Source organism: Actinomadura sp. RB99 (assembly GCF_014706005.1).
GTDB lineage: Bacteria > Actinomycetota > Actinomycetes > Streptosporangiales > Streptosporangiaceae > Spirillospora.
Window position 1 is genome coordinate 29,177 of the sequence record NZ_JABMCA010000068.1, and the last position, 21,322, is coordinate 50,498.

At 72.6% G+C, this 21,322-nt stretch carries 22 protein-coding genes and 1 pseudogene; 6 read left to right on the forward strand and 17 right to left on the reverse strand.

Annotation, left to right across the window (positions count from 1 at the left end):
* Positions 1 to 13: 13 nt before the first annotated feature.
* Positions 14 to 631, reverse strand: a complete 618-nt coding sequence (locus amrb99_RS39185; RefSeq protein ID WP_190866036.1) for an alpha-ketoglutarate-dependent dioxygenase AlkB — start codon at positions 629 to 631, stop codon at positions 14 to 16.
* 37 nt (positions 632 to 668) lie between these two features.
* On the reverse strand, positions 669 to 1,493 hold the full coding sequence (locus amrb99_RS53500; protein ID WP_190866038.1) for an MmpS family transport accessory protein: 825 nt from the start codon (positions 1,491 to 1,493) through the stop codon (positions 669 to 671).
* Positions 1,494 to 1,758: 265 nt separating this feature from the next.
* On the opposite strand from amrb99_RS53500, the gene amrb99_RS39195 reads away from it, so the two are divergent.
* Positions 1,759 to 2,934: an MFS transporter gene (locus tag amrb99_RS39195; protein WP_190866040.1), complete on the forward strand. Its 1,176-nt coding sequence runs from the start codon at positions 1,759 to 1,761 to the stop codon at positions 2,932 to 2,934.
* Positions 2,935 to 2,953: 19 nt separating this feature from the next.
* Here amrb99_RS39195 and amrb99_RS39200 read toward each other — a convergent pair whose 3' ends face one another.
* Both amrb99_RS39200 and amrb99_RS39205 read right to left on the reverse strand, forming a co-directional pair.
* Positions 2,954 to 4,657: a DEAD/DEAH box helicase gene (locus tag amrb99_RS39200; protein WP_206700280.1), complete on the reverse strand. Its 1,704-nt coding sequence runs from the start codon at positions 4,655 to 4,657 to the stop codon at positions 2,954 to 2,956.
* A 192-nt stretch (positions 4,658 to 4,849) separates the two neighbouring features.
* A complete protein-coding gene (locus amrb99_RS39205; RefSeq protein WP_067460243.1) occupies positions 4,850 to 5,053 on the reverse strand; it encodes a cold-shock protein in 204 nt (67 codons plus the stop codon).
* 254 nt (positions 5,054 to 5,307) lie between these two features.
* Here amrb99_RS39205 and amrb99_RS39210 point away from each other — a divergent pair, with 254 nt between their 5' ends.
* Complete coding sequence (locus amrb99_RS39210; RefSeq protein WP_190866042.1) at positions 5,308 to 5,535, forward strand: hypothetical protein; 228 nt, start codon at positions 5,308 to 5,310, stop codon at positions 5,533 to 5,535.
* A gap of 145 nt (positions 5,536 to 5,680) precedes the next feature.
* On the opposite strand, the gene amrb99_RS39215 is transcribed toward amrb99_RS39210, so the two are convergent.
* The 9 genes from amrb99_RS39215 to amrb99_RS39260 all read right to left on the reverse strand — a co-directional run bounded on the left by amrb99_RS39215 (position 5,681) and on the right by amrb99_RS39260 (position 11,690).
* Positions 5,681 to 6,328, reverse strand: a complete 648-nt coding sequence (locus amrb99_RS39215) for a GAF domain-containing protein (protein WP_190866044.1) — start codon at positions 6,326 to 6,328, stop codon at positions 5,681 to 5,683.
* Positions 6,325 to 6,714: an STAS domain-containing protein gene (locus amrb99_RS39220; RefSeq protein ID WP_190866047.1), complete on the reverse strand. Its 390-nt coding sequence runs from the start codon at positions 6,712 to 6,714 to the stop codon at positions 6,325 to 6,327. The genes amrb99_RS39215 and amrb99_RS39220 overlap by 4 nt, the downstream gene beginning before the upstream one ends.
* A 381-nt stretch (positions 6,715 to 7,095) precedes the next feature.
* Entirely contained in the window at positions 7,096 to 8,160 is a 1,065-nt protein-coding gene (locus amrb99_RS39225) for an ImmA/IrrE family metallo-endopeptidase (protein ID WP_190866048.1), read from the reverse strand.
* 6 nt (positions 8,161 to 8,166) lie between these two features.
* Positions 8,167 to 8,808, reverse strand: a complete 642-nt coding sequence (locus amrb99_RS39230) for a hypothetical protein (RefSeq protein WP_347257044.1) — start codon at positions 8,806 to 8,808, stop codon at positions 8,167 to 8,169.
* Positions 8,809 to 8,818: 10 nt separating this feature from the next.
* A complete protein-coding gene (locus amrb99_RS39235; RefSeq protein WP_190866050.1) occupies positions 8,819 to 9,409 on the reverse strand; it encodes a hypothetical protein in 591 nt (196 codons plus the stop codon).
* A 70-nt stretch (positions 9,410 to 9,479) separates the two neighbouring features.
* A complete protein-coding gene (locus amrb99_RS39240; protein WP_190866052.1) occupies positions 9,480 to 9,788 on the reverse strand; it encodes a hypothetical protein in 309 nt (102 codons plus the stop codon).
* A gap of 122 nt (positions 9,789 to 9,910) precedes the next feature.
* A complete protein-coding gene (locus amrb99_RS39245; protein WP_190866054.1) occupies positions 9,911 to 10,378 on the reverse strand; it encodes an NUDIX domain-containing protein in 468 nt (155 codons plus the stop codon).
* Positions 10,379 to 10,698: 320 nt separating this feature from the next.
* Positions 10,699 to 10,878 (reverse strand): DUF397 domain-containing protein, encoded by a 180-nt coding sequence (locus tag amrb99_RS39255; RefSeq protein WP_190866058.1) that lies wholly within the window; start codon positions 10,876 to 10,878, stop codon positions 10,699 to 10,701.
* Entirely contained in the window at positions 10,878 to 11,690 is an 813-nt protein-coding gene (locus amrb99_RS39260; RefSeq protein WP_190866060.1) for a helix-turn-helix transcriptional regulator, read from the reverse strand. The genes amrb99_RS39255 and amrb99_RS39260 overlap by 1 nt, the downstream gene beginning before the upstream one ends.
* A 119-nt stretch (positions 11,691 to 11,809) precedes the next feature.
* Here amrb99_RS39260 and amrb99_RS39265 point away from each other — a divergent pair, with 119 nt between their 5' ends.
* Positions 11,810 to 12,571: an ATP-binding protein gene (locus amrb99_RS39265; RefSeq protein WP_190866062.1), complete on the forward strand. Its 762-nt coding sequence runs from the start codon at positions 11,810 to 11,812 to the stop codon at positions 12,569 to 12,571.
* Between the two features lies 1 nt (position 12,572).
* On the opposite strand, the gene amrb99_RS39270 is transcribed toward amrb99_RS39265, so the two are convergent.
* Positions 12,573 to 13,487, reverse strand: coding sequence for an HNH endonuclease (locus amrb99_RS39270; protein WP_206700281.1), 915 nt, complete (start codon positions 13,485 to 13,487; stop codon positions 12,573 to 12,575).
* A gap of 218 nt (positions 13,488 to 13,705) precedes the next feature.
* On the opposite strand from amrb99_RS39270, the gene amrb99_RS39275 reads away from it, so the two are divergent.
* Positions 13,706 to 17,278, forward strand: a complete 3,573-nt coding sequence (locus amrb99_RS39275; RefSeq protein WP_190866064.1) for a WD40 repeat domain-containing serine/threonine protein kinase — start codon at positions 13,706 to 13,708, stop codon at positions 17,276 to 17,278.
* Here amrb99_RS39275 and amrb99_RS39280 read toward each other — a convergent pair.
* Genes amrb99_RS39280 through amrb99_RS39290 form a run of 3 tightly spaced genes read right to left on the reverse strand, consistent with a single transcriptional unit; the run spans position 17,275 to position 20,036 of the window.
* Complete coding sequence (locus tag amrb99_RS39280) at positions 17,275 to 17,820, reverse strand: TetR/AcrR family transcriptional regulator (RefSeq protein WP_190866066.1); 546 nt, start codon at positions 17,818 to 17,820, stop codon at positions 17,275 to 17,277. The genes amrb99_RS39275 and amrb99_RS39280 overlap by 4 nt on opposite strands.
* An 18-nt stretch (positions 17,821 to 17,838) precedes the next feature.
* Positions 17,839 to 19,005 (reverse strand): acyl-CoA dehydrogenase family protein, encoded by a 1,167-nt coding sequence (locus amrb99_RS39285; RefSeq protein ID WP_190866068.1) that lies wholly within the window; start codon positions 19,003 to 19,005, stop codon positions 17,839 to 17,841.
* Positions 19,006 to 19,022: 17 nt separating this feature from the next.
* Positions 19,023 to 20,036, reverse strand: a complete 1,014-nt coding sequence (locus amrb99_RS39290; protein ID WP_190866070.1) for a lytic polysaccharide monooxygenase — start codon at positions 20,034 to 20,036, stop codon at positions 19,023 to 19,025.
* Positions 20,037 to 20,279: 243 nt separating this feature from the next.
* Between amrb99_RS39290 and amrb99_RS39295 the strand changes: the two genes are divergently transcribed.
* Entirely contained in the window at positions 20,280 to 20,795 is a 516-nt protein-coding gene (locus amrb99_RS39295) for a hypothetical protein (protein WP_190866072.1), read from the forward strand.
* A 125-nt stretch (positions 20,796 to 20,920) separates the two neighbouring features.
* Positions 20,921 to 21,322, forward strand: a pseudogene (locus amrb99_RS39300) (chromosome segregation ATPase); the annotation flags it as partial.

Consider the following 21,322-nt stretch of genomic DNA (forward strand, 5'->3'; position numbering starts at 1 on the left):
TCAGCGGGCGCCGTCAGCGGACGCCGCGGGGGCGGAACTGGATGCTGATCCGGGGACCGACCGCGCGGGTGCTCTTCGGGATCGCGTGGTCCCAGGTCCGCTGGCAGGTTCCGCCCATCACGATCAGGTCGCCGTGCCCCAGCTCCCGCTTGATCGCGGGACCGCCGCCTCGCGGCCGCAGCATCAGCGGACGCGGCGCGCCGATCGACAGGATCGCGACCATCGTGTCCGCGCTCGCGCCGCGTCCGATCCGGTCGCCGTGCCAGGCGACGCTGTCGCGGCCGTCCCGGTAGAGGCAGAGCCCGGCCGTGCGGAACGGCTCGCCCAGCTCCTCCGCGTAGTGCGCGTTCAGCGCGGCCTTCGCCGCGTCGAGGACGGGGTCGGGCAGCTCGGCGTCCTCGTCGTAGAACGACAGCAGGCGCGGGACGTCCACGACCCGGTCGTACATCCGCCTGCTCTCCGCCCGCCACGGGACCGACGTGGACAGCCGCTCGAACAGCGCGTCCGCGCCCGGGATCCAGGCGGGCAGCACGTCGATCCAGGCGCCGTGGGCCAGCCGCGTCCGCCGCGCCTCGCTCAGCGGGCGGGGGCCGGTCTCGTCGGCGCGGTCCAGCAGCGAACCTTGGAACATGCCCCCACTGTACCCAGCGGGTCAAACACATGTTCGATCAGCTGTGGTACGTGGCGTCGCAGAAGGTCAGCCCGGAGCTCGGGTCCTTCTTCTGCACCGACTTCCCGTCGACCAGCACCTCGCAGCCGAGCACCCCGGTCGGGGACCCCGTCGCACCGCTGATCGACAGCGCCGCGGTCGGCTGGCTGCCGGTGTCCGGCATCGGGAACTCCTTGTGCCAGGGCAGCTTCACGTTCTTCAACGTCACCGACTTGCTGTTCACCGGGTCGCTGTAGACGATCTGGAGCGCGGCCCCGCCGGACCCCCACACCACGTACTTGACCTGGTGCACGATGCCCGTGTCGGTCTTCCCCACGTCCGGGATCCGCTGCAGCACCAGCGCCGCCAGCGCGGCCAGCATCCCCTTCGGGTCCTTGTCGGGATCCTGCGGGACCTCGGAGAGGACGATCCCGACGGTCAGGCCGCCGCGCCGTGCCTCCACCTCGTACTCGGACGGGCCGCCGCCCAGCGTCGAGTAGTCGACCCAGCTCTCGTCCGCACCCTGCACCACGTTCGACGCCAGCACCGACTGCTTGCCTTTCAGCCGGTCCTTGTGGCGGTCCAGCCCCTGCTTGAAGGCGATCTTCGCGCCCTGGGCGCTCTTCTGCAGGCTGAGCGTCAGCTGGTCGCCCAGCATGTACGTGCAGTAGACGGAGTTGGAGCCGTCCTGCGCGGGCCCGGCGTCCTCCTGCGGCATGCGCTGGTGGCCGTACCTGGCGTAGTCGGCGTCCGTGAGCAGCCCGCACATCTTCGCGGTCAGCCGCCCGTTCTCCGGCTGCGGCCAGCCCCCGGCGGGCGCGGACGCCTCCGCCACCGACTTCACCGGAGCCTTTCCGGGACCCGACCCTTTGCCGTCTTTCCCGCCCCCGCCGCCGCACCCCGACAGCGCGAGCGCGAGTGCTCCGCATGCGGCGACCGTCCTGATTGCACACCCACGTTTCACGCCGCAGACCCTAGGGAGCAGCGATTACACCCGGCTTACAGCCGTTCACCTGAGGAGCGGTTCTCCCTCGCGCGGGTTGCCGGCGCGGGTGCGCCGGATGACGCGGCGCTCACGGAATGTCAGACCCGCCGCCTAACCTGCACGGGTGACGGAGGGACTGCCGCGCCCGGTCAGGGCGCTGATCGGCGTGCGCGTGATCAACCAGCTCGGCGCGTACGTCATGTCCTTCCTGGCCGTGCTCGCCGGTCCCGGCCTCGCCTCGGCGGCACTGGCCGTGTTCGGCGTGGCGGCCCTCGCGTCCCGGTGGGCCGGCGGGGTGCTGCTCGACCGGCTCGCGCCCCGCGCGGTCGTCGCGCTCGGCCTCGCGTCGACCGGCGCCGCGCTGCTCGTCCTCGCCGCCGCGCACGGCCCGCCGCAGACCCTCGGCGCGGTCGCGCTCGTCGGGCTGGCCTTCGAGCTGTGCGAGCCCGCCACCCAGGAGGCGCTCGCCCGCGCCGCCCCGCCCGGCCGGCACGGCGACGTCTACGGGCTCCTCGGCACGTCCCTTGTCGCGGCGGGGGCCGTCGGCGGCCTGCTCGCCGCCGTCCTGCTGCCGCTCGGCGCCCGCTGGCTCGCGGTCGTGGACGCGGCGACCTGCCTCGCGGCGGCCGCCGTCGCGCTGGCGTTCCTGCCGCGCGAACCCGTCCGGCCGCCCGTGCGGGACGCGGCGTGGCGGCCGTCCGCGCGGCTCGTCCGGCTGACCGCCGCGGGGACCGCCTTCGCCGTCGGCTACCTCGCCGTCCTCATGTACATGCCTCTGGTGCTGCTCCAGCGCGGTGCGCCCGCCTGGCTACCGGGTCTCGCGCTGACCGGTGCCGCCGTCCTCGCCCCGCTGACCGGCCGCCTCGGCCGCCGCGCCCTGGACCGGCTGCCCCACGAACGCGTCCTCGCGCTCGGCACCGGGCTCCTGGCCGCCGCCGCCCTGGTCCTGGCCGTCGGACGGGCCGTCCCGGTCACCGTCGCCGCGTACCTCGCCTGGGCGGTCGCCGACAGCGTCCTCCAGGGGCGGTGGCAGGCGTTGATCGCCTCGATCGCGCCGGAGCCCGAGCGGCCCCGCTGGTTCGCGTTCTTCGGCTCGTCCTGGGGTGTCGCGCAACCGGCCGTCCCGGGCCTCGCGGCCCTGGCGGGCGGCGCGATGCCGGTCGCGGCCGCCGCGTTCCTCCTCGTCCCGCCGATCCTGCGCGGGACGCCCGGCCGGAAGGCCGGCGGCGATGACGGCGACCCGGTCGTGTCCACGCGGGACGAACGACCGGCGCCCGTGACGGTCGCCGACCTGTCCTGAGACCGTCCGCTCTGGAACGTCAGCTGTTCAGGGACGAGACCCGGCGGCGCGGCTTGCCCTGCGACGTGCCGCCCTGCGCGTCCGTGCGCGTGCCGCCGCGCCGCGACCGGCGTCCGGCCGCGGTCCCCACCGAGGACGAGCGGGTGTCCTGGGCGGTGTCGCGCTGCGCGTTGCCGGCGGCGGTGCCGCCGCCCCGGCGCGACCTCCGCCCGGGGGCCGCGTCCGCGGAGGACGTGCGGGCCGCGGGGGTGTCCTGCGTGTTCTTCCGCTGCGCGCCGCCGGCCGCGGAGCCGCCGCCGCGGCGGGACCTCCGGCCGGGCGCGTCCTTGGCCTGCTCGGCGCCGCGCGACGGGGCGGGGTTCTGCACGGCGGGGTTCTGCACGGCGGGACGCGCCGGAGGGGTGCGAGCGCCGGTGATGCGGGCCAGCTCGCCGTCGCCGGGACGCACCTCGGTGACGCGCGGGCTGATGCCCGCCTGGGCCATCAGGTCCGCGACCTCGCGGCGCTGGTCGGGCAGGACGAGCGTGACCACGGTCCCCGCACGTCCCGCGCGGGCCGTCCGGCCGCCGCGGTGCAGGTAGTCCTTGTGGTCCGCGGGCGGGTCGACGTTGACGACGAGGTCGAGGTCGTCGATGTGGATGCCGCGCGCGGCGACGTTCGTGGCGACCAGCACGGTGATGTCCTCGGTGCGGAAGCCCTCCAGCGCGCGGTTGCGCTGCGACTGGGACTTGCCGCCGTGCAGCGCGGCGGCGCGGATCCCGCGCGCGGCCAGCTTGCGGACGAGCCGGTCGGCGCCGTGCTTCTTGCCGACGAACATGATCACCCGGCCCTCGCGCGCGGCGATCTCGGCGGTGGCGTCCTGCTTGTCGGTGTCGGAGACGTGCAGCAGGTGGTGCTCCATGGCGGTGACCGCACCGGCCGCCGGGTCGACCGAATGGGTGACCGGGTCGTCGAGGAACCCGCGGACGAGCCGGTCGACGTTGCGGTCCAGCGTCGCGGAGAACAGCATCCGCTGACCGCCGGCCGGGGTCCGCTCCAGGAGCCGGGTGACCTGCGGCAGGAAGCCCATGTCGGTCATCTGGTCGGCCTCGTCCAGCACGGTGATCCGCACGTCGCCGAGCCGGCAGTCGCCGCGCTCGACGAGGTCGGCGAGCCGTCCCGGCGTGGCGATCAGCACGTCGACGCCGCGCCGGAGCGCGTTCGCCTGGCGGGTGATCGGCATGCCGCCGACCACCGTGGCGGCCCGCAGTCCGACGGCGTCCGCGTACGGGGCGAGCGCGTCGGTGACCTGCTGGGCGAGTTCCCGCGTCGGGACCAGGACCAGGGCGAGGGGCGCGTGCGGCTCGGCGCGGTGGCCCGCCGTGCGGGCGAGCAGCGCCAGCCCGAACGCGAGGGTCTTGCCGGAGCCGGTGCGGCCGCGTCCGAGGACGTCCCGTCCCGCGAGGGCGTTCGGCAGCGTCGCGGCCTGGATGGGGAACGGGTCCGTGACCCCCTGCGCGGCCAGCGCGGCGAGCATCCGCGGCGGCAGTGCCAGCCGCTCGAACGACTCGACCGGCGGCAGCGGCGGGGTGCGGGTCTCCGGAAGTGCGAACTCGGTGTCCGGCCGCTGCGCCTTCGCGCCCTGCGCGGCCTGCTTGGCCTGCGCCGGACGGCGGCGGCCGCCGGAACGCGACCGGGACGAGCCGCCTCGGGCCGTCGGGCGGCCGTTATGGGGCATGGTCATGGTGAAGCCTTCCTCGGAAGCGGTTGCGTCCCGAGGGAGTGCTCCGCATGCGCGGCCGTGCGCGGCGAAGAGCTACAAGAACGAACCGGTGCGCGCGGTCGCGCCGCGCGCGGTGAAAAGGGGGGTCGCCCCCTGGGAGCGTCGTGCGGCGGCGGGCTCGCCCGGGGGCTCGCCCGCCGCGCCGGTCCCCGGTCAGGCGGGGACGATGTTCTCCGCCTGCAGGCCCTTCTGGCCCTGCGTGACGTCGAACGACACCTTCTGGCCCTCCTGGAGCTCACGGAAGCCCTGGGCGGCGATGTTGGAGTAGTGGGCGAAGACGTCGGCGCCGCCGCCGTCCTGCTCGATGAAGCCGAAGCCCTTTTCCGCGTTGAACCACTTGACGGTACCGGTGGCCATGGTCGTCTCCTTCTGGGTCGGTCCCGTACCGCACACCTTGCGCGGGACGGCGCCGCGATGGCCCATCCGGAAGATCCAGAACAACAAAAAATGCGCCCGAGGATGAACCGTCAGGCGCACATACATGTCTATGGGAACCGCAACTTTTCCTACGCTACCACATGGTAGGGCGGACGGAACCGGGTCTTCGAATTTTGCCGGCAACCGCCGGGGGGACTCCCCGCGAACGCCCTGCCGGGCGCATACTGGCAGGAATGAAACCCTTCCGGCCCGCCAAGCGGCGACACCTGCCCACCAGTCCCTTCGCGCCTCCGGCCGCGGCACCGCCCGCCAAGGAGTTCGACCCGGACGACCAGGTCACCCACGACAAGTACGGTCTCGGACGCGTCCTGGAGGTCGAGCCCGGACGCGCCGTCCTGGTCGACTTCGGAACCCGCAAGGTCAGGATTCTCGCTCCGTTCGCCAAGCTTTTCAAGCTCTGAAACCGGCCTCCGCGCCATCCCGGAAACACCGCACGAAACCCCGTCGTCTCCCGCCGCCGAAATCACGAAATCGGCGGCACCGCCGCCGCGCGGCGGAAAGACCCCGCGGCCTGCGGCTCGCGGCCGCCCCCGCGCCGCGGGCCGTTCACGTTCCCGTGCCCCACGGTGGGTGAGGCTCACCGTGCCCTTGCCCGTGCCCGCCGGCGGACCCCGCCCGGAGGGCGCGGCGGTCCACGGCGAGTTCGACCAGCCGGGCCGCCATGTCCGCGTACAGCAGCAGCTGGCGGGCGGTGCCCGGCCCGAACGGCTGCGCGCCGGGGCGTCCGAGGACGGCGAGCACCCCTCGCGTCGTCTCGCCCGTCTCCAGCGGCAGGATCAGGATCGGGCCCGGCGGCAGCCGGGTCAGCGTCTGGTCGTCGACGATCCGCGCCGACAGGGCCCGGCGCGACGCGAACGCCCGGCCGAGCATCGACTTGCCGCGCCGCACCGCCAGCCCCCGGACCCGATCGGCGTCCGCGCCGACCGCGACGTCGATCCGCAGCAGGTGGCCGTCCTCGACCGGCAGGGCGATGAACGCCAGCGGGACGTGCGCCAGCCCCCTCGCCTGCGTCGCCACGAGCTTCAGCAGCTCGGGCACGTCGGTGCCGTCCAGCACCGCCGCCATCAGCTCGAACGACGCCGCCGACCGCTGGTCGTCCGCCATGTCCCGGGAGACCCGCGAAGCGCCCCACGCGCTCGGGAGCGGATCGTCGCCCGTCCCGCTCTCCCCGTGGAGGTCCGCCTCCGCGGTCACGCGGCGACCGAACGGGCGCGCCGCGACTCCGCGGCGCCGCCCAGCGAACGGACGGTGAACACCCGGTCGAGGCCGGTGACGCGCAGCAGCCTGAGCAGTTGCGGGCGCGGGCCGTCGAGGACGACGGTGCCGCCCGGCCCGGTCCGGCGGCGCGCGTCGATGAGGAGCGCCAGCCCGGACGCGTCGCAGAACGTCACGCCGGACAGGTCGAGCACCACGCGCGGACCGGGGTCCGCGAGCGCGACGTCCGCCAGCTCGGAGTGCAGCCGCTCCCGCAGGGACGGCGCGGAGGCGATGTCGAGTTCGCCGTCGAGGGCGATGACGGTGTGGTCCGCGCGCTGCTCGCGGCTCAGCCCGACCTCGGTCGAGGCGGTGCGGGTGGGCATGTGGATCTCCGATCCGAAGTGTGCGGATACCGGTCCCCGGCGATAGCACGGCCGTAGGCGCGCTCCGTCGTGCGCGTCGTGCGCGTTGCTCCTGCGGCGCCCGTGGCGCCGGCTCGGCGGTTCGCGGCGGCGGTGGCGTGCGCGCCGCCGTCCGGGAGGCGCCCGTCCGCGGGCGGAAGGCGACGGTGTTGCGGCGTCACGTTGCGCCGGACCTGTCTGGCCTCCTCGGAGACCGAGTATCGGGAAAGCAGGGGGACGCGGACTTGGCCGCCCGCATCGAAAACCCCTCGCTCGCCCCCCACTGTACGCCGCACGACCGCCCCCGTCCCGAAAGCCCCGCCGCACCCTCGCGGAGCGACGGGCCGGGCGCGGCGGCCGGGGTCAGCGGTGCGGGACGAGAAGGTCCAGGTCGGCGCGGGTCACCCGGGCGCGTTCGGCCAGCGCGTCGCGGTCCGTGCCCGCCGCCGCGACGAGTTCCAGCGCGCGCGTGAGCATCGTCGGCTGCTCCAGCGCGCGCGCCGGGCCCGGCTCCTGCCGCCGCCACCCGCGCGAGCTCAACGCGCCCATCGCGTTCCGGTACACGCCTTCTTCCATGACGCGCAGCGTGCGGGCCCGGTACAGCAGCGCCGCGATGCTGACGCCCCACTCCGCCTTCAGCGCGCCGAGCCTGTCCCAGTCGGCGGACCGGGGGAGTTCGCCCGCGATGTCCTCGGCCGGCATCAGGAACTCCGCCGCGAACCGGTGCGCCTGGTCCTCGACGATCTTCCCGCCCGGCTCCGCGTCGGCGTGCATCACCAGATGCCCCAGCTCATGGGCGCCGTCGAACCGGTTCCGCCAGTAGTCGGCCTTCACCGGATTGAAGAACACCATCGGGCGCGGGTGCAGCCCGACGCTGAACGCGTCCACCCGCTCCGCCGCGTCCGGCAGGACGAGCACCACCACGCCCCGCGCCTCCAGCGTCCGTACCACGTGCGGCACCGGACCCGGCTCTCCGACCAGCGCCTTCCGCGCGACCCGCGCCGCCTCCACCGGCCCGCCGCCCGCGATCTCGTCCGGCGGCACCATGTACTCCGGGACGTCCACGACCGGCAGATCGACGAGCTCCTCCAGCGCCGCCACCACGTCCGCCGCGATCCGCCCGTACGCGAGGGCCTGGTCCCGCTCGATCTGGCTGGTCGACCTCAGCGACCGGAAGTGCGCCCCGTCCAGCGACACGCCCCCGCGCCCGCCCCGGAAGAACTCGACCGGCACCCCCAGCGCGAACGCCAGCCGCGACACCACCGCGTCCTCGGGACGCTGCACCCCGGCCTCGTACTGCCCGATCGCCCGCGGCGTGCTCCCCACGGCCTGCGCGAGCTGGTTCTTGCGCAGCCCCCTGAGCCGCCGGGCCAGCGTCAGCCGCTCGCAGTCGAACAGCAGCCGCGCCTCGGCGACCCGTCCGCTCATCGTCCCCTACGCCGTTCCTGTGCTCGTCTCTCCGCGCAGCCGCAGGGGAACGTCGGCCTCGTCGTCCCAGAGCGGCATCGTCCGTTCGACGAGCTTACGGCGTGGATCACCCCCAAGCGCGTCGTCCAGCTCCCGGACCCAGTGCCACGCCGTCCCGCCGTCGGCGTTCCACCGGGGACGTCCCAGGAAGAGCTCCATCTCCAGCGGCTCGTCGCTCGCGCTGTGCGCGAGGACCAGCGTCACGACCTCGGGCGTGTCGCCCCCGACCCCGACGTCCAGCGCGAGCTGCCGGTCGTCCGCGTACTCCTGCCGCGCCACCGCCTGCTTGGTGGGACTGTCCCGGTCCCACCTGATCTTCCGCACCGCCCCGAACTCATGCCGCTTCAACAGCACCCGGTACTTCCCGTACCGCCACCCGGGCGACCCGTTCAGATCGTCCCGCACCACCCGGTGGTCGCCCTCGAAGACCCGGTCGATCCAGGACGTCAGCACGTCGAACGCGGTCACCCCATATGACCGCTCCGTGAACCCCGCCGCCCGGCTCAACCCGCCGAACACGGCCAGCGTCGCCTCGCGGTGCGCCTCCCGCACCCCGTGCAGGAACCCGCCCGCCCGCAGCTCCCCCCAGACAACCGTCTCCTCGCTCACCCCCCGGACCCTAACCACCGCCACCGACAGAACCGGGCCGCTCCTCGACGGCGAACAACCGGACCTCCCGCAACCGCGGCACCGGCCCCGCCCTGCCCTCCCGCACCCACAGCGCCCGGACGGTCGTCAGGACCAGCGTCCGCGCCCCCATGAAGAACAGCACCGCCAACGGCAGCTCGCCCAGCAGCGCCGTCGCCACGCTGACCGCGAACTCGCCCGACCCCCACGACAGCATCACGTCGAACCACGCGTCGCACACCAGCAGCGTCCCCGTGACGAGCTGCCCCAGGATCGCCATCTGCAGCCGCCGCCACACCGCGAAGGCCGTGAACGCGAACGCCGCCGTCAACGCGGCGTCGAACCCGATCCACGCCGCGCTCCACTGCCCGGACGTGTAGTGCTGCGGCAGCGTGAGGCCGAGCACGACCGTCCACGGGATGAGCCACGCACAACAAGCCACCAGGAAGACCAGCACGACCCCCCGCCGCCGCCGGTACCGCGGCAGTTCGAGCGGGTCCTCGTCCCCGAGCGCGATCAGCGCCCGCAGCAGCTCGGCCCGCTCCTCGGCCGGCAATTCCCGCAACTCCTCGACGGACACCACCGCGACCACCGCCTTCCGGCCGACGTCCCGCCCCCAGCATAGGAAGCCGGCCCCGCGGTGCCCGAGCGCCCTACTTGGCCGCCTTCGTCCGCGTCTTCACCGGCGCGGCCTTCCCCTCGGCGACGAGCCGCTCATGCTGCTGCCACCCCTGCAACCACTTCCATCCTGCCCCGAGCGCCGCCGTGGTCGCCGCCACCATGAACGAGGTCACCTGCGTCTCGTCCAGGTGCGCCCCCGGCACCCACTGCGCGACGACCCCGGCCAGCCACCCGGCCGCGACCGCGAACACCGGCGTGAACAGCGCGACCCCCCGCCCCAACCAGGACCCCTCCGAAACCGGCTCCTCCGCCCCCTGCACAGGCACCTCGACCTCACTCACACCCATCACCATCCCGCTCCAGTAGGGCGGAAGACCGCCCACGAACCAACACACCCCATGCTGATCCGCCCCATCCCACCCTGCCCCCAAAACCCCCAATCCCGGCCAAGTACGCGCTCTGCTCAGAGTCGCTCGCCGTGCTCCAGGTAGCGAGTCGTACCGTCGAGATGGGCGGCGTGCCCGTGGACGAGACGGCGGGCCAGCCGGCCGATGGTCAGATCGTGGATCTGCGCGATGTCGTAGAACCGGTAGCCGACCAGTTCGACGGCGTCGAGACGGATGGCGTCGAGCTCGTCACGAGCCAGCACGCCCCCGTCGAAAAGGAAAAGGATCTTGTCTCCCTCGCCTTCGGCAGGCGCCCAGTCGGCGACTAGCAGCCGACCGATCTCCGGCCGGATGTCGAGTTCCTCTGCGATCTCGCGGACGGCGGCCTGATAGGGAGTCTCGCCGTGCTCGACGTAGCCGCCAGGGACCTCGCGGTAGTCCTTGTACGACGGATCGACGAGCATGATCTGGCCGCGCTCATCAAAGAACAGAACGCCTGCCGCCGCACGTGCGCGAGTGAAGGACGCCGCAGGGTCATCGGTCACATCTGCTGAGCGTAGGACGCCGGACTACATCACGTCCCTGCGCCGAGTAAGGCCGACCAAGGCAACGCGCCTTCGTTGCTGCGCGGCCTCAGGGAAGCCGCTTGATGCGCTGGACGAGCGCCGCAAACCGTTCGGGAGCGAGCGCAAGGTGCCCCCTCAGGGTCCTTGCTATCCCGCACCCCGATGGCGTCAGAGAGCGCAGCGACCTCGACACATTGCGCGCTCGTGCCCTCCGTCGAGTAGGTACTCTTACGCCATGTAAGGGGAGCCATGTGAACCCTCCATGTGCTGCTCGATCAGTCGCCGCGACGCAACGCCCGTCAGGCGAGGCGCTTCAGGCGCCGGAGGAGCGCCGCGAACTGCCCAGGTGCAAGGGTGAGGTGACCACCGTCGGGGTTCTTGCTGTCCCGCAGCCCGATGACGTGGGAAAGTGCAGCGACCTCGACACACTCGCCGCCTTGTGTCGTGCTCCTGCTGCTTTTACGCCAGACAGGGGTCATCACATGGCCTCCATGATCTGCTCGATCAAGTTTCGCGACAGTGTTTCGGGAAGGGCGTGCTGTCCGATCTGGTCATAACGTAGTGCATATGCCGCAACCTCAGCGGTGCCCGAGGCAAGCCGACCTCCCCCCGGTGCTTCGACGTAGGCCACCTCCATGGGCGGTTCAGTGAGCGTCATCAGCATGAAGGATCCGTCCAAACCAGGATGCGCGCCGACGGACTTAGGGACCACGCGGACGCCGACGTTGGGGCGATGGGACAGATCGATGATGTGAGCGAGTTGCGCCTTCATGGTCTCCGTTCCACCGCACGGTAGTTCGAGCAAAGTTTGCGACAACAGGAACCACAGCATCGGCGGATCTTCTTGATCGAGAAGTGCCTGGCGGGAAAGACGCTGCTCAAGCGCGCCCTCGACGTCCTTCAGATTGCCGGCCGCAAGGCAGGTCCGTGCGTAGTCCGGGGTCTGTAGGAGGCCGGGGACGAGGTCGACCTGCCAGGTCTTGATGACGGAGGCCTTCGCCTCCAGATCGACGTACTGCCTGAACCAGTCCGGATCGTGGCCGAGCGTGGCGTACCAGACGAGGAACGAGAAGATCCCGCCCGTGTCCCAGTGTCGGTCGAGACGGTGAGCTTGGTCCGCATCGAGTTGAAGCGCGCCCGTCTCCAGCCGGGAAACTGTCGACTTCGAGCAACCGATGATCTCGCCCAACAGATCACCTGTGAGCTTGCGCTGGAGGCGGCAGAAGCGCAGGTAGTAGGCGATGAGCCCCCACAGCGAAGACTTCGGGTCGGGGGTCGGCCGGTGGCTCATCTTCGTCCTCCATTTTCGAGGAGTTGCGGGAGTTGCGAGCAACTCTGACAAAGCTAAGTCGAAGAGCGCACGCTGTGGGCCGGAAGTGAGGAACCGCTGGCCTGCAAGGATGGTGCAAAATGGTGCAGATAGTGCAGCCTGGACAGATTGTCGTTGGGAATGCGGCAGAAATAGCGCTCGGTGGGATGTGCGCCTGGCGTCTGCCTGCGGATGCGACGTGTGCGTCCGTCAGCCGGTCGCTCCTTGCCATCGCTCTGAAGACCCTCGGCCTCGGTCGTGACCTGATCGACGATGTCGCGCTCGCTGCCAGCGAGTTGGCCACCAACGCCTTCACTCACGGTCTCGGTGTCGACGGGTCCTGCTCGCCCGTCCCGCCGGAGCTCTGGCTGTGGGCTCGTACCACGCCGTCACCCCAGCTCGTGGTCTCGGTGTTCGACACCTGCCGGAGCTCTTTCCCGGAGGCAGCCCCGCGCGACCTTCTCGACGAGCATGGCAAGGGCCTCGGCATCGTCGCCATGCTCGCCGCCGCCTGGGGAGCGCACCGCTCACGCTCAAGGCTTGGCAGCGGCCGTCCCGGAAAGGCCGTCTGGTGCGCGTTCCCTCTTTATGGCGGTTGGCCGAATCCCCAGCTGACAGCCCCACCCGTCCTCGCGGCCCGACACCTCGCGGCAGCACTCGCCGCCAGGGGCATTCGCGATGTCGAGCATCGCCATGGCCGAGGTATTTCGCTGGTCACCGTTCCGGTGCCTGGCGGTGAGATCAACGTTTGGGTGGAGCCGGCTCACCTCACCTACTCGACGGGAGACGGCTCGCGTCTACGCCGCCCCATCGTCGACCTCCACGACGTCGCCGAATACCTCACTGCCCATCATGAGCGATGACTCATCCCGCGTTGCGGAAGGCCTCGTAACGTTGCTCTATGGCCTCTGAGTTCGGGCGGTCGGCACGCCGGCGGGGGAGCGTGAGAGTCAGCCCGTTCATTTCCTGGAGGCCGTGTTTGAGCATCGGCCCGTCGACCTCTTGGAGTATGTCGGTGCGCACTTGGATCTTCAGGTCGGGACGTATCCCTAGGATGTTCGCATCGTAGGCGGCGTGGTGGATCTTGCAGAGAGACAGCCCGTTGGAAACGGCAGGCAGACCTCGCTCATCCCTGTCGGGGATGATGTGCGCGGCGTCGAGCAGCGACGCATGCCGCAGGCGGCACATCGCACAACTGGTGTCGTAGGCGCGGATCACTCGCTGCCGGAACACGGGCTGATGGAGCCGCTGCCTGCTGATCCGTTCGGAGTACCGCCGCTCGAGAGGGGTCAGCGACGCATGGTCGGCCAGTCTTGTCTGCGACTCGTCGAGCGCGACCGCGACCTGCGATTGCTCCGGCTCGTCCGCAACGATCCAGACGGGGTAGAAAGGCAGGTACAGGCCTTGCTGGACGCCGAAGAACCAGATGAGCGGTACTTCGAGGGTGTGGGCTTCCCGTAAGCCTCTGTTGGTGTAGTGCTGCGGATTGCCTTGGTACTTGTATCTGAGAAAGCCGTCCGGGCCGAGGGCGTCCTCGTACGGGGCGCGTTGGCCGTCGGATGTGTACGTCGTCAGGATGGACAGCGCCGCTGCCAGGTTCCTCGGTTTGCGGATGCCGAGCTGGTTGTCGATCAGCGGAATGCGGCGGCCTTCGAAGTGGAAGTCGAGGAGTTCGCGGCGCTCGACGACGGGATTGTCGGGCGTGCACCGGCGATCGAGCCAGGCCATCGCAGCGGTGCGCAGGCGTCGGTCGAAGTCCTCGATCTCCAGTCGGCTCATGGAGAACTTTTACTACCTCGTTGCTCGTCCCGCCATAGCCCGAGCCCGAGCCGGCGCCGGTGTCGTCCGGTATGCGGTGGGCCACATCCGGGTGCGCCAGGCCAAAAGGACATGACTGTCTGTATATGCTGAGGCTCCCTGAGGGCGCTGGGTGGCGTCCACGTCTGTGGAGGGGCGCCTGCATGTCCGGTCCGCTTTTGGTGAGTGATCCTCGGCAGTTGGGCGGGTACTGGCTGGCCGGGCGGCTGGGGGCCGGTGGGCAGGGGGTTGTTTACGAGGGGTACGACGCCGGGGGCGCGCGGGTCGCGGTCAAGGCGCTGCATGTCGAGACGGTCAACGAGGCGCTGCGGAACGGGCTGCGCAAGGAGGTCGCGACGCTGCAGCGGGTGGCGTCGTTCTGCACGGCGCGGATCATCAGCGCGGATCTCGACAGCGTGCCGCCCTACATCGTCAGCGAGTACGTGCCCGGGCCCGATCTGGCGGAGTGGGTGCGGGAGCGGGGCGCCTACGGGGCGGACGAGCTGCACCGGCTGGCGATCGGGATCGCGACGGCGCTGGCGTCGATTCACCGGGCCGGGATCGTCCACCGGGATCTGAAGCCCGCGAACGTGCTGCTGGGGCCGGACGGGCCGCGGGTGATCGACTTCGGGATCGCCAGGACCGACGAGATGTCGCGCAGCGCGACGGGGGCGCTGAAGGGGACGCCGCGGTGGATGGCGCCGGAGCTGTTCCGGGGGAAGCGCGCCACGCCCGCGGTGGACGTGTGGGCGTGGGCGGTGGTGGTGCTGTTCGCCGCCACGGGACGGGCGCCGTTCGATGGTGAGACCTTGGCGAGCCTGCACCACCAGATCCTGAACGAGCGGCCGAAGACGGACGTGCTGGCAGAGCCGTTGCGGGGGCTCGTGGACGCGGCGCTCAGCCAGGATCCGGACGAGCGGCCGAGCGCGCAGGACGTCCTGGACGGGCTGCTCAGCGGGGTGAGCGGGGACGCGCTGGAGGCGGGGACGAAGGCGGCCGGGCTGGGGGAGCCGCCGTCGGTGACGTTGCCGCCCGCGCTGGGGGACGTCGCGGAGCAGGTGTACAGGGGGTTCGGCTGGGAGGCGCAGCAGGCGGTGCCGCGGGTGCTGCTCAGGATGGTGGCGGCGCCGGCGGACGCGCAGGGCGCGCTGCGTCCGGTGCCGGTGGGCGATCTCGTGGACGGGGTGACGGGCGAGCGCGCGTTGCAGGAGGTGCTGGACGGGTTCTGCGGCGCGGGGCTGCTGCGGCGGGACGGCGTCACGATCTCGATCGCGACGCCCGCGCTGCTGCGGGCCTGGCCGCGGCTCGCCGAGTGGGTGGCGGCGGAGAGCGAGGGGCTCGCCGCGCATCAGGCGCTGGCGGGCGCGGCGCGGTTGTGGAACGCGAACGGGCGCAAGCAGGCCGACCTGCATCAGGGGTCGGCGCTGGACGGGGCGCTGGCGTGGGCGTCGGTGGGGCGGCGGCAGCTCACGTTGAACCTGGTCGAGCGGGCCTTCCTGGACGCGTCGGTCCGGCAGACGCGGGACCGTGCCCGGACGCGGGCCGCCGTCACGACCACGCTGGCGGTGCTGCTGGTCATCGCGCTGTGCGCGGGGGCGGCGGTCGCGGTGCAGAGCCGGAGCCTGCGGAAGACGAACGCGACGGTGGCGGATCAGCGGGACTCGGCGATCGGGCGGCAGCTCGCGACGCGGGCCGTCCAGCTGCGCCGGGCGGATCCGGTGCTGGCGCGGCGGCTCGCCGTGGCCGCGTCCGCGCTGGCCGGGGACACGTTCGAGACGCGCGACGCGCTGCTGACGCTGACCGAGCAGTGGGAGCAGGGGATGTTCCGGCCCGCCGGGGTGGGGACCGACTGGAACACGTTGAGTCCCGACAAGGCCGGGCCTTATGCGTGGTTCAAGGACAACACCATCATCCTGGGCGACCCGGATACGAAGAAGGCGCTGACCCTGCGCGTTCCGGGCGCGGGCGTGGCCGGCCTCGGGCTGACGCTGGACGGCAAGCGGCTGCTCTCGCTGCAGAAGGACGGCACGCTGGCGCTCTGGGACACCGCGTCCGGGGCGCGGACGGCGCTGCCGTTCAAGCACGCGATGGGGGACGGGCTCTGGTTCAGCCCGAGCGGCGCGCGGCTCGTCACGACGCACCACGGGACGGTCAGGATCCTCGACACCGCCACCGGGAAGGTGCTGTTCACCGCCAAGGAGGACTTCAGCATCACGGGCCCGATCTTCTCGCCGGACGAGAAGTCCCTGGTGGGGGTGGCCAAGGACGGCGGCCACTGGAGGCTCGTCGGGCGGGACCTCGCCTCCTTCAGGCGGATCAAGGTGCCCGAGCCGGTCCGGGACCTCAAGGAGACGTCCATGATCGCCTTCAGTCCCGACGGGCGCTTCTTCGCGGCGACCGGGGCCGGGGGGTCGAAGGACCAGATCACGGTGGTGGACGCCAGGAGCGGCGAGCTGCGCACCCGGCTGACCGTGCCGAAGGGGTACGACGGCCTCGACACCGACATCGCCTTCAGCCCGGACGGGAACTTCCTCGCGTCGAACATGGCGCTGTGGAGCACCGATACCGGCACGGCCGAACCGCCCTACCTGTTCTACAAGCCGGACGACATGTGCAACCACACCCGGTTCAGCGCGGACGGCCGGAGCCTGCGCTGCGTCGACAGCGAGGGGCGCGTCCAGGGCATCGACGTGTCGGTGTTCGTGCGTCCGGTGCAGGTCGCGCGGCCGTACGGCGACTCGGCGATCAGCCTGGACGGGTCGACGCTGGCCACCGCGGACCCGTCGCCGTCCAACGGCGTGCAGATCTGGGACACCGCGAAGCGGGCCCGCCGCACGACGCTCCCGATCACCTACACGAACGGCTACGGCGGCGACCGGATGGCGCTGTCGCGTGACGGGCGGCTGCTCGCGCTCGTCCGGCAGGACCGGACGGTCGAGATCTGGGACGTGCGGTCGCGGACGAAGCGGGCCGCCATCGACCTCGGCCCCGCGGCGATGCCGTCGTCCCGCCCGCTGCCGTCCTTCTCGCCGGACGGCAAGGCCATCGCGACCGTCACGCTCGGCGGCCCGGCGACCCCCGCGAACCAGGACCAGCCCCGGACGACGCTGCTGCGGTTCTGGGACACCGCGACCGGGCGGCAGCTCGGTCAGGCGCGCGCGCCGGGACGGACCGGAGCGTCGGACGGCTCGCCGGAGCTGAAGACCGTCTGGAGCGCGGACGGGAAGAGCGTCGTGTCCGCCAACGACCTGGGCGTGGTCGCGTTCCCGTCCGGGAAGGTCCTCGCGCCGCCGAACCCGCTCGCCACGACCGTCCAGGCCGCCGACCGGCAGGGGACGCTCGTCACCGTGCAGGACCGCTCCGACCGGCGGTCGCTCTCGTTCTGGAACGTCCGGACGCTCAAGCAGATCGGCACGCCCGTCGCGACGCCGGACGGGAAGACCCCGATCGCGGCCCTCTCGCCGGACGGGCGGCTGCTCGCCACGACGGACATGCAGGGCAAGATCGACCTCTGGGACGTGCAGGGGCAGCGGCGGCTCGGGCTGCCGCTCACCGGGCACACCTCGGCGTCGGTCGACGCGACGATCGAGTCGCTGGCGTTCAGCCCGGACGGCACCCGGCTCTACAGCGTGAGCGGCGACGACGGCAAGCTCGTCACCCACACGGTCGCGCCGCGCCTGCTGAAGGACGGCCTCTGCGCGCGGGTCGGGGCGCTGTCGCGCAGCGAATGGAAGCAGTACGTCCAGGACATCCCGTACGAGAAGACCTGTTAGCCCAGCAGGATCTCCAGCATGCGGTCACCGGGGTCGACCCCGGCAGCGGAGCCGGGCGCGCCGGACGGGACCAGGTAGCCGCCGACCCACGAGCGCAGCATCAGCAGCGCCCGCAGCCGCGCGTCGTCGGCGCCGAACCCGAGGCCCTCCAGGCACGCGGCGATGTGCCCGAGCAGCGCGCGGTCGGCGTGCCGGACGGCCTCCTCCGCCGCCGGGTCGTGCTGCGCCCACAGCCGCATCGCCCGGTCGACCGGCGCGATCTCGCGGCCGAGCGCCTGGATGCGGCGCAGCCGCTCGCGCGGGTCGCCGGTGCTGCCGAGGGCGAGGTCCAGCATCTCGTCGGTCCGCTCGTGCGCCCACCGGTCGAGGAGCGCCCGCATCAGCTCGCCGCGGTCCTTGAAGTGCCAGTAGAAGCTGCCCTTGGTGACGCCGAGCCGGGCGGCGAGCGAGGTGATCGCGACACCGCGCTCGCCGGTGCGCGCGAGTTCCTGGTAGCCGGCCTCCACCCAGTCCCGCCTGGCCATCCTCGTACGGGCCGTCATCGCGCTCCCCACGCTCCGCTACACCAGGACCACCGGTCCCGGGTCCATCCCCAGCTCGATCCTGCCGTAGAGGGCGTACGCCGCGTCCGGGTCGAAGACCACATGCCCGCTGATCGTATTCACATCCCGCTGGGCCCGCTGGAACGGCGAGTCCGCGAACTGGGTGCTCGCGCCCGCCGCGCCGCACAGCTCGTTCACGACGCGGCGGGAGGTGGCGGCCACGTGCGCGGCGACCAGCCGGGCCCGGGCGCGGCGGTGCAGGCCGGTGGCGTCGCCCGCGGCGGCGGCCCCCGCCACGTCCCGCAGGGCGTCCTCCAGGAGCAGCCGCGCCGCCGCGAGGTCCGCGGTGGCGGTGGCGAGGCGGATCTGGCCGCTCATCAGGTCGCGCTGCCGCTCGCCGCTGTAGGCCATCCGCCGGCTCCGCATCCGCTCGGCGAACCGCGCGAGCACGCCCTCGGCGATGCCGAGCACGGGCGCCGCGCTGGTCAGCGCGAACACCGGGACGAGCGGGGTCCGGTAGAGCGGCGCGGGGTGGACGCGCGACCCGGGTGAGCGCCCCTCGGTCAGCGCCGCCAGCGGCACGGAGCGGTGCGCCGGGACGAAGACGTCCGCCACCTCGATGTCGTTGCTGCCGGTCCCGCGCATCCCGCTGGTGTGCCAGACGTCGTGGACGGTCACGTCCGCGCGCGGCAGCAGAAACAGCCGCGGCTCGATCGCCCCGTCAGTGGTGACGAGGCCCATGACCATCGCGTGGTCGGCGTGCATGGAGCCGCTGCCCCATGACCAGCGTCCGGTGACCCGGTGCCCGCCGTCGGCCGGCTCCGCGGTGCCGGTCGGCGCGAGGACGCACGGGATCAGCGCGTACGGCCGTTCGGCCCAGACCTCCTCCTGCGCCCGCTCGGGGAACAGCGCCACCATCCAGTTGTGCAGCGTGTAGATGACCGACAGCCAGCCGGTGGACGCGCAGGCGGCGCCGGCCGCGCGGCACGCCGCGACCATCGGCTCGAACCCGAGCTCGGCGCCGCCGTGGCGCTTCGGCACGAGCATGCTGAACAGGCCGGACGCGGCCAGGTCCGCGATGGTGGCGTCGGGCGGGCGGCGCGCGTCCTCGGCCTGCCGGGCGCGCTCGGACAGCGCGGGCGCCAGCTCCCGCACGCGGCGGACGATCTCGTCTCCGTACTCCATGGTACGGAACCATACCCTCAAGTATGGCGGCTCGGGCGGTGCGGGCGGCCGAGGCCGCGGGGGCGCCGGGGCCGGCCGGGGCGGCGAGGGTGGCGGCCGGTCAGGAGGAGGCCCGCGACCCCGCCGAGGGCCAGCCCGGCCGTCCCCGTCATCAGCACGGTTCCGGTGATGGTCGCGGGGCTGTCGTCGGTGGTCCTCGCGGCGGGCTCGGCGTTGACGCGCCCTGCCGGGGCGCCGCCGTGGACGTGCCCGTGGGCGGTGAGCGGAGCGGCCGGTGCGGAGGGCTCCGGCGTGGACGGGGCCTTCCGCGCGGGCGCGCCCTTCCCCTTCGCCTTCGCCTTCGGCGCAGCGGCGGCGCCGGTCCCGGCCGTCCCGCCCTCGCCGCCGAAGACGACGTCCGAGCAGGAGTAGAACGCCTCCGGGCTGTCGCTGCGCTGCCAGATCGCGTAGATCAGGTGCCGCCCCTTCTTGCCCGCCGGGATCCGGCCGGGAAGCTGGTAGGCGCCGTCCCTGATCGGCGGGTCGCTCTTGGTGAGGAACGGCCTGCTCTCCAGGTCCGCCCAGGTGAGCGGCTTGCGCGGGTCGTAGCCGTCCCGCGTGACGTACAGCTCGAACCGGCCGCGGTGGACGGCCGTGACCTGGTAGCGGAACGTGTAGGAGGCGCCCGCCGCCAGGCGCGTCGCGGGCCAGTCCGCCCGCGGCAGGTCCAGGCCGCGGAAGGCCGCGACGCCCGCGCTGCACAGCCGGCCGTCGGGGATGATCCGCCGGTGCCGCCCGGCCGCGTCGCCGATCCGGACCCCGTTCCAGTCGTAGAACGCCTGCTTCCCGCTCGCCGAGACGGCCGCCCGGCACGCCGCCGACCGGGGCGACTCGGGATTCTCCTGGTAGCAGGCGAGGACCCGGCTCACCGGCGTCCGCATCGAGCCGTGGGCGAGCGCGGGGGACGCGGCCGCCGCGAGCGCCGCCAGCGCCGCGGTTCCGGCGGCGGTGACGGTCGAGGCGCGTCGGAACAGCGCGGCACCGGTGTTCATCGGACTCCCATCTGAGACGCCATCGGCGAGGCCCGAGAGTAAAAGCGCGACGGGCGTTCCGGAACGGTCTTCAGAAGCTCTTAATCGATGCCTCAGCGACCTTTACGGGGATCGGTCCGAGCTGCGGGATCGGTTTGCGCGCCCCGGTGATTCACGGTTAGCGTGCCGAGTGGCCATCGGGGTCGGTTTCCGATTCCCGTCCTGTGGTGATGGTTCGAGAACCGGGTCAAAGAAATGCGACGTATGAAGGTGCCCTTTCGGTTCATGCTGGTGTGGGGCGCGGTCACCGCGACCGGCATGGCGATCAGCTGGGCCGGCGTGGGCGACGCGCTGCGCGGCACGGTGCTCGCCTCGCCCGACCTGACGGCCGGCCTCCCGGTGGCGACCGGGAGGCCGCCGGCCCCGCCGACCTCGGCCGCCGACTCGGCCCCGCCCGTCCGCGCCACCGCTCCGGCCTCCTCGCCGTCACCGTCGTCGTCCCGGCGGACTCCGGCGAGAGCGACCGCTTCCGCAAGCCCGTCCGCCGGTCCGCCGGACGGGAAGAGGCGCACCTATGACGTCCGGTCGGGACGGGTGGTGCTGGCCGTGAGCCCGCGCTCGGCGGAACTGGTGTCCGCGGCGCCCGACAACGGTTTCCAGACGAAGGTATGGCGGAAATCGACCTGGATTCGCGTCGAGCTGACCGACGGGACCCACGGCTCCGCCGTGATCGCCTCGTGGAACGACCACCCCACGATCGTCCAGATCTACGAATACTGATGCCGCGGAACCGGCCGTCCCTTTAGCGCCGGCCTTAAGGGAATGTTGAGCCATCGCTGACGCGGTCCTAAGCGGCACGCGGCTACCGTCGTCGCCATTCCCCGTTCCCGCCGTGATCCCCGTCCTTGGAGGCCGTCATCGAGAGCACACCGGCCGCGCGTCCCTGCGGGTTCTGCCGGCGGCCCGTCCCGCAGACGCAGGGGCAGCCGCCGCGCCGGTTCTGCGCGACCGGCCCCGGCCCGTCGGCGTGCGAGGCCGCGGCCGCCGAGCAGCGCGAACGCGGCCTCGCCGCACCCGGCCTCGGCGGTCACGTCGCCCGCACCTGGGACCTCGTCGAACGGCTTGAGGCGACGGCCGCCCTGCTCACCGGCGCGCTGGACGGCGAGCTCACCGTCGCGGGCGTCGAAGCGCGCATGGCGCAGGTCCGCGCGGAGACCGCGGCGGTCGAGGCCGAGGCGCACCGGGCGGCCGAGGACGCGCGGGCCCGGGCCGGAGAGGCCCTCGCCGCCGCCGACGCGCAGCGCCGC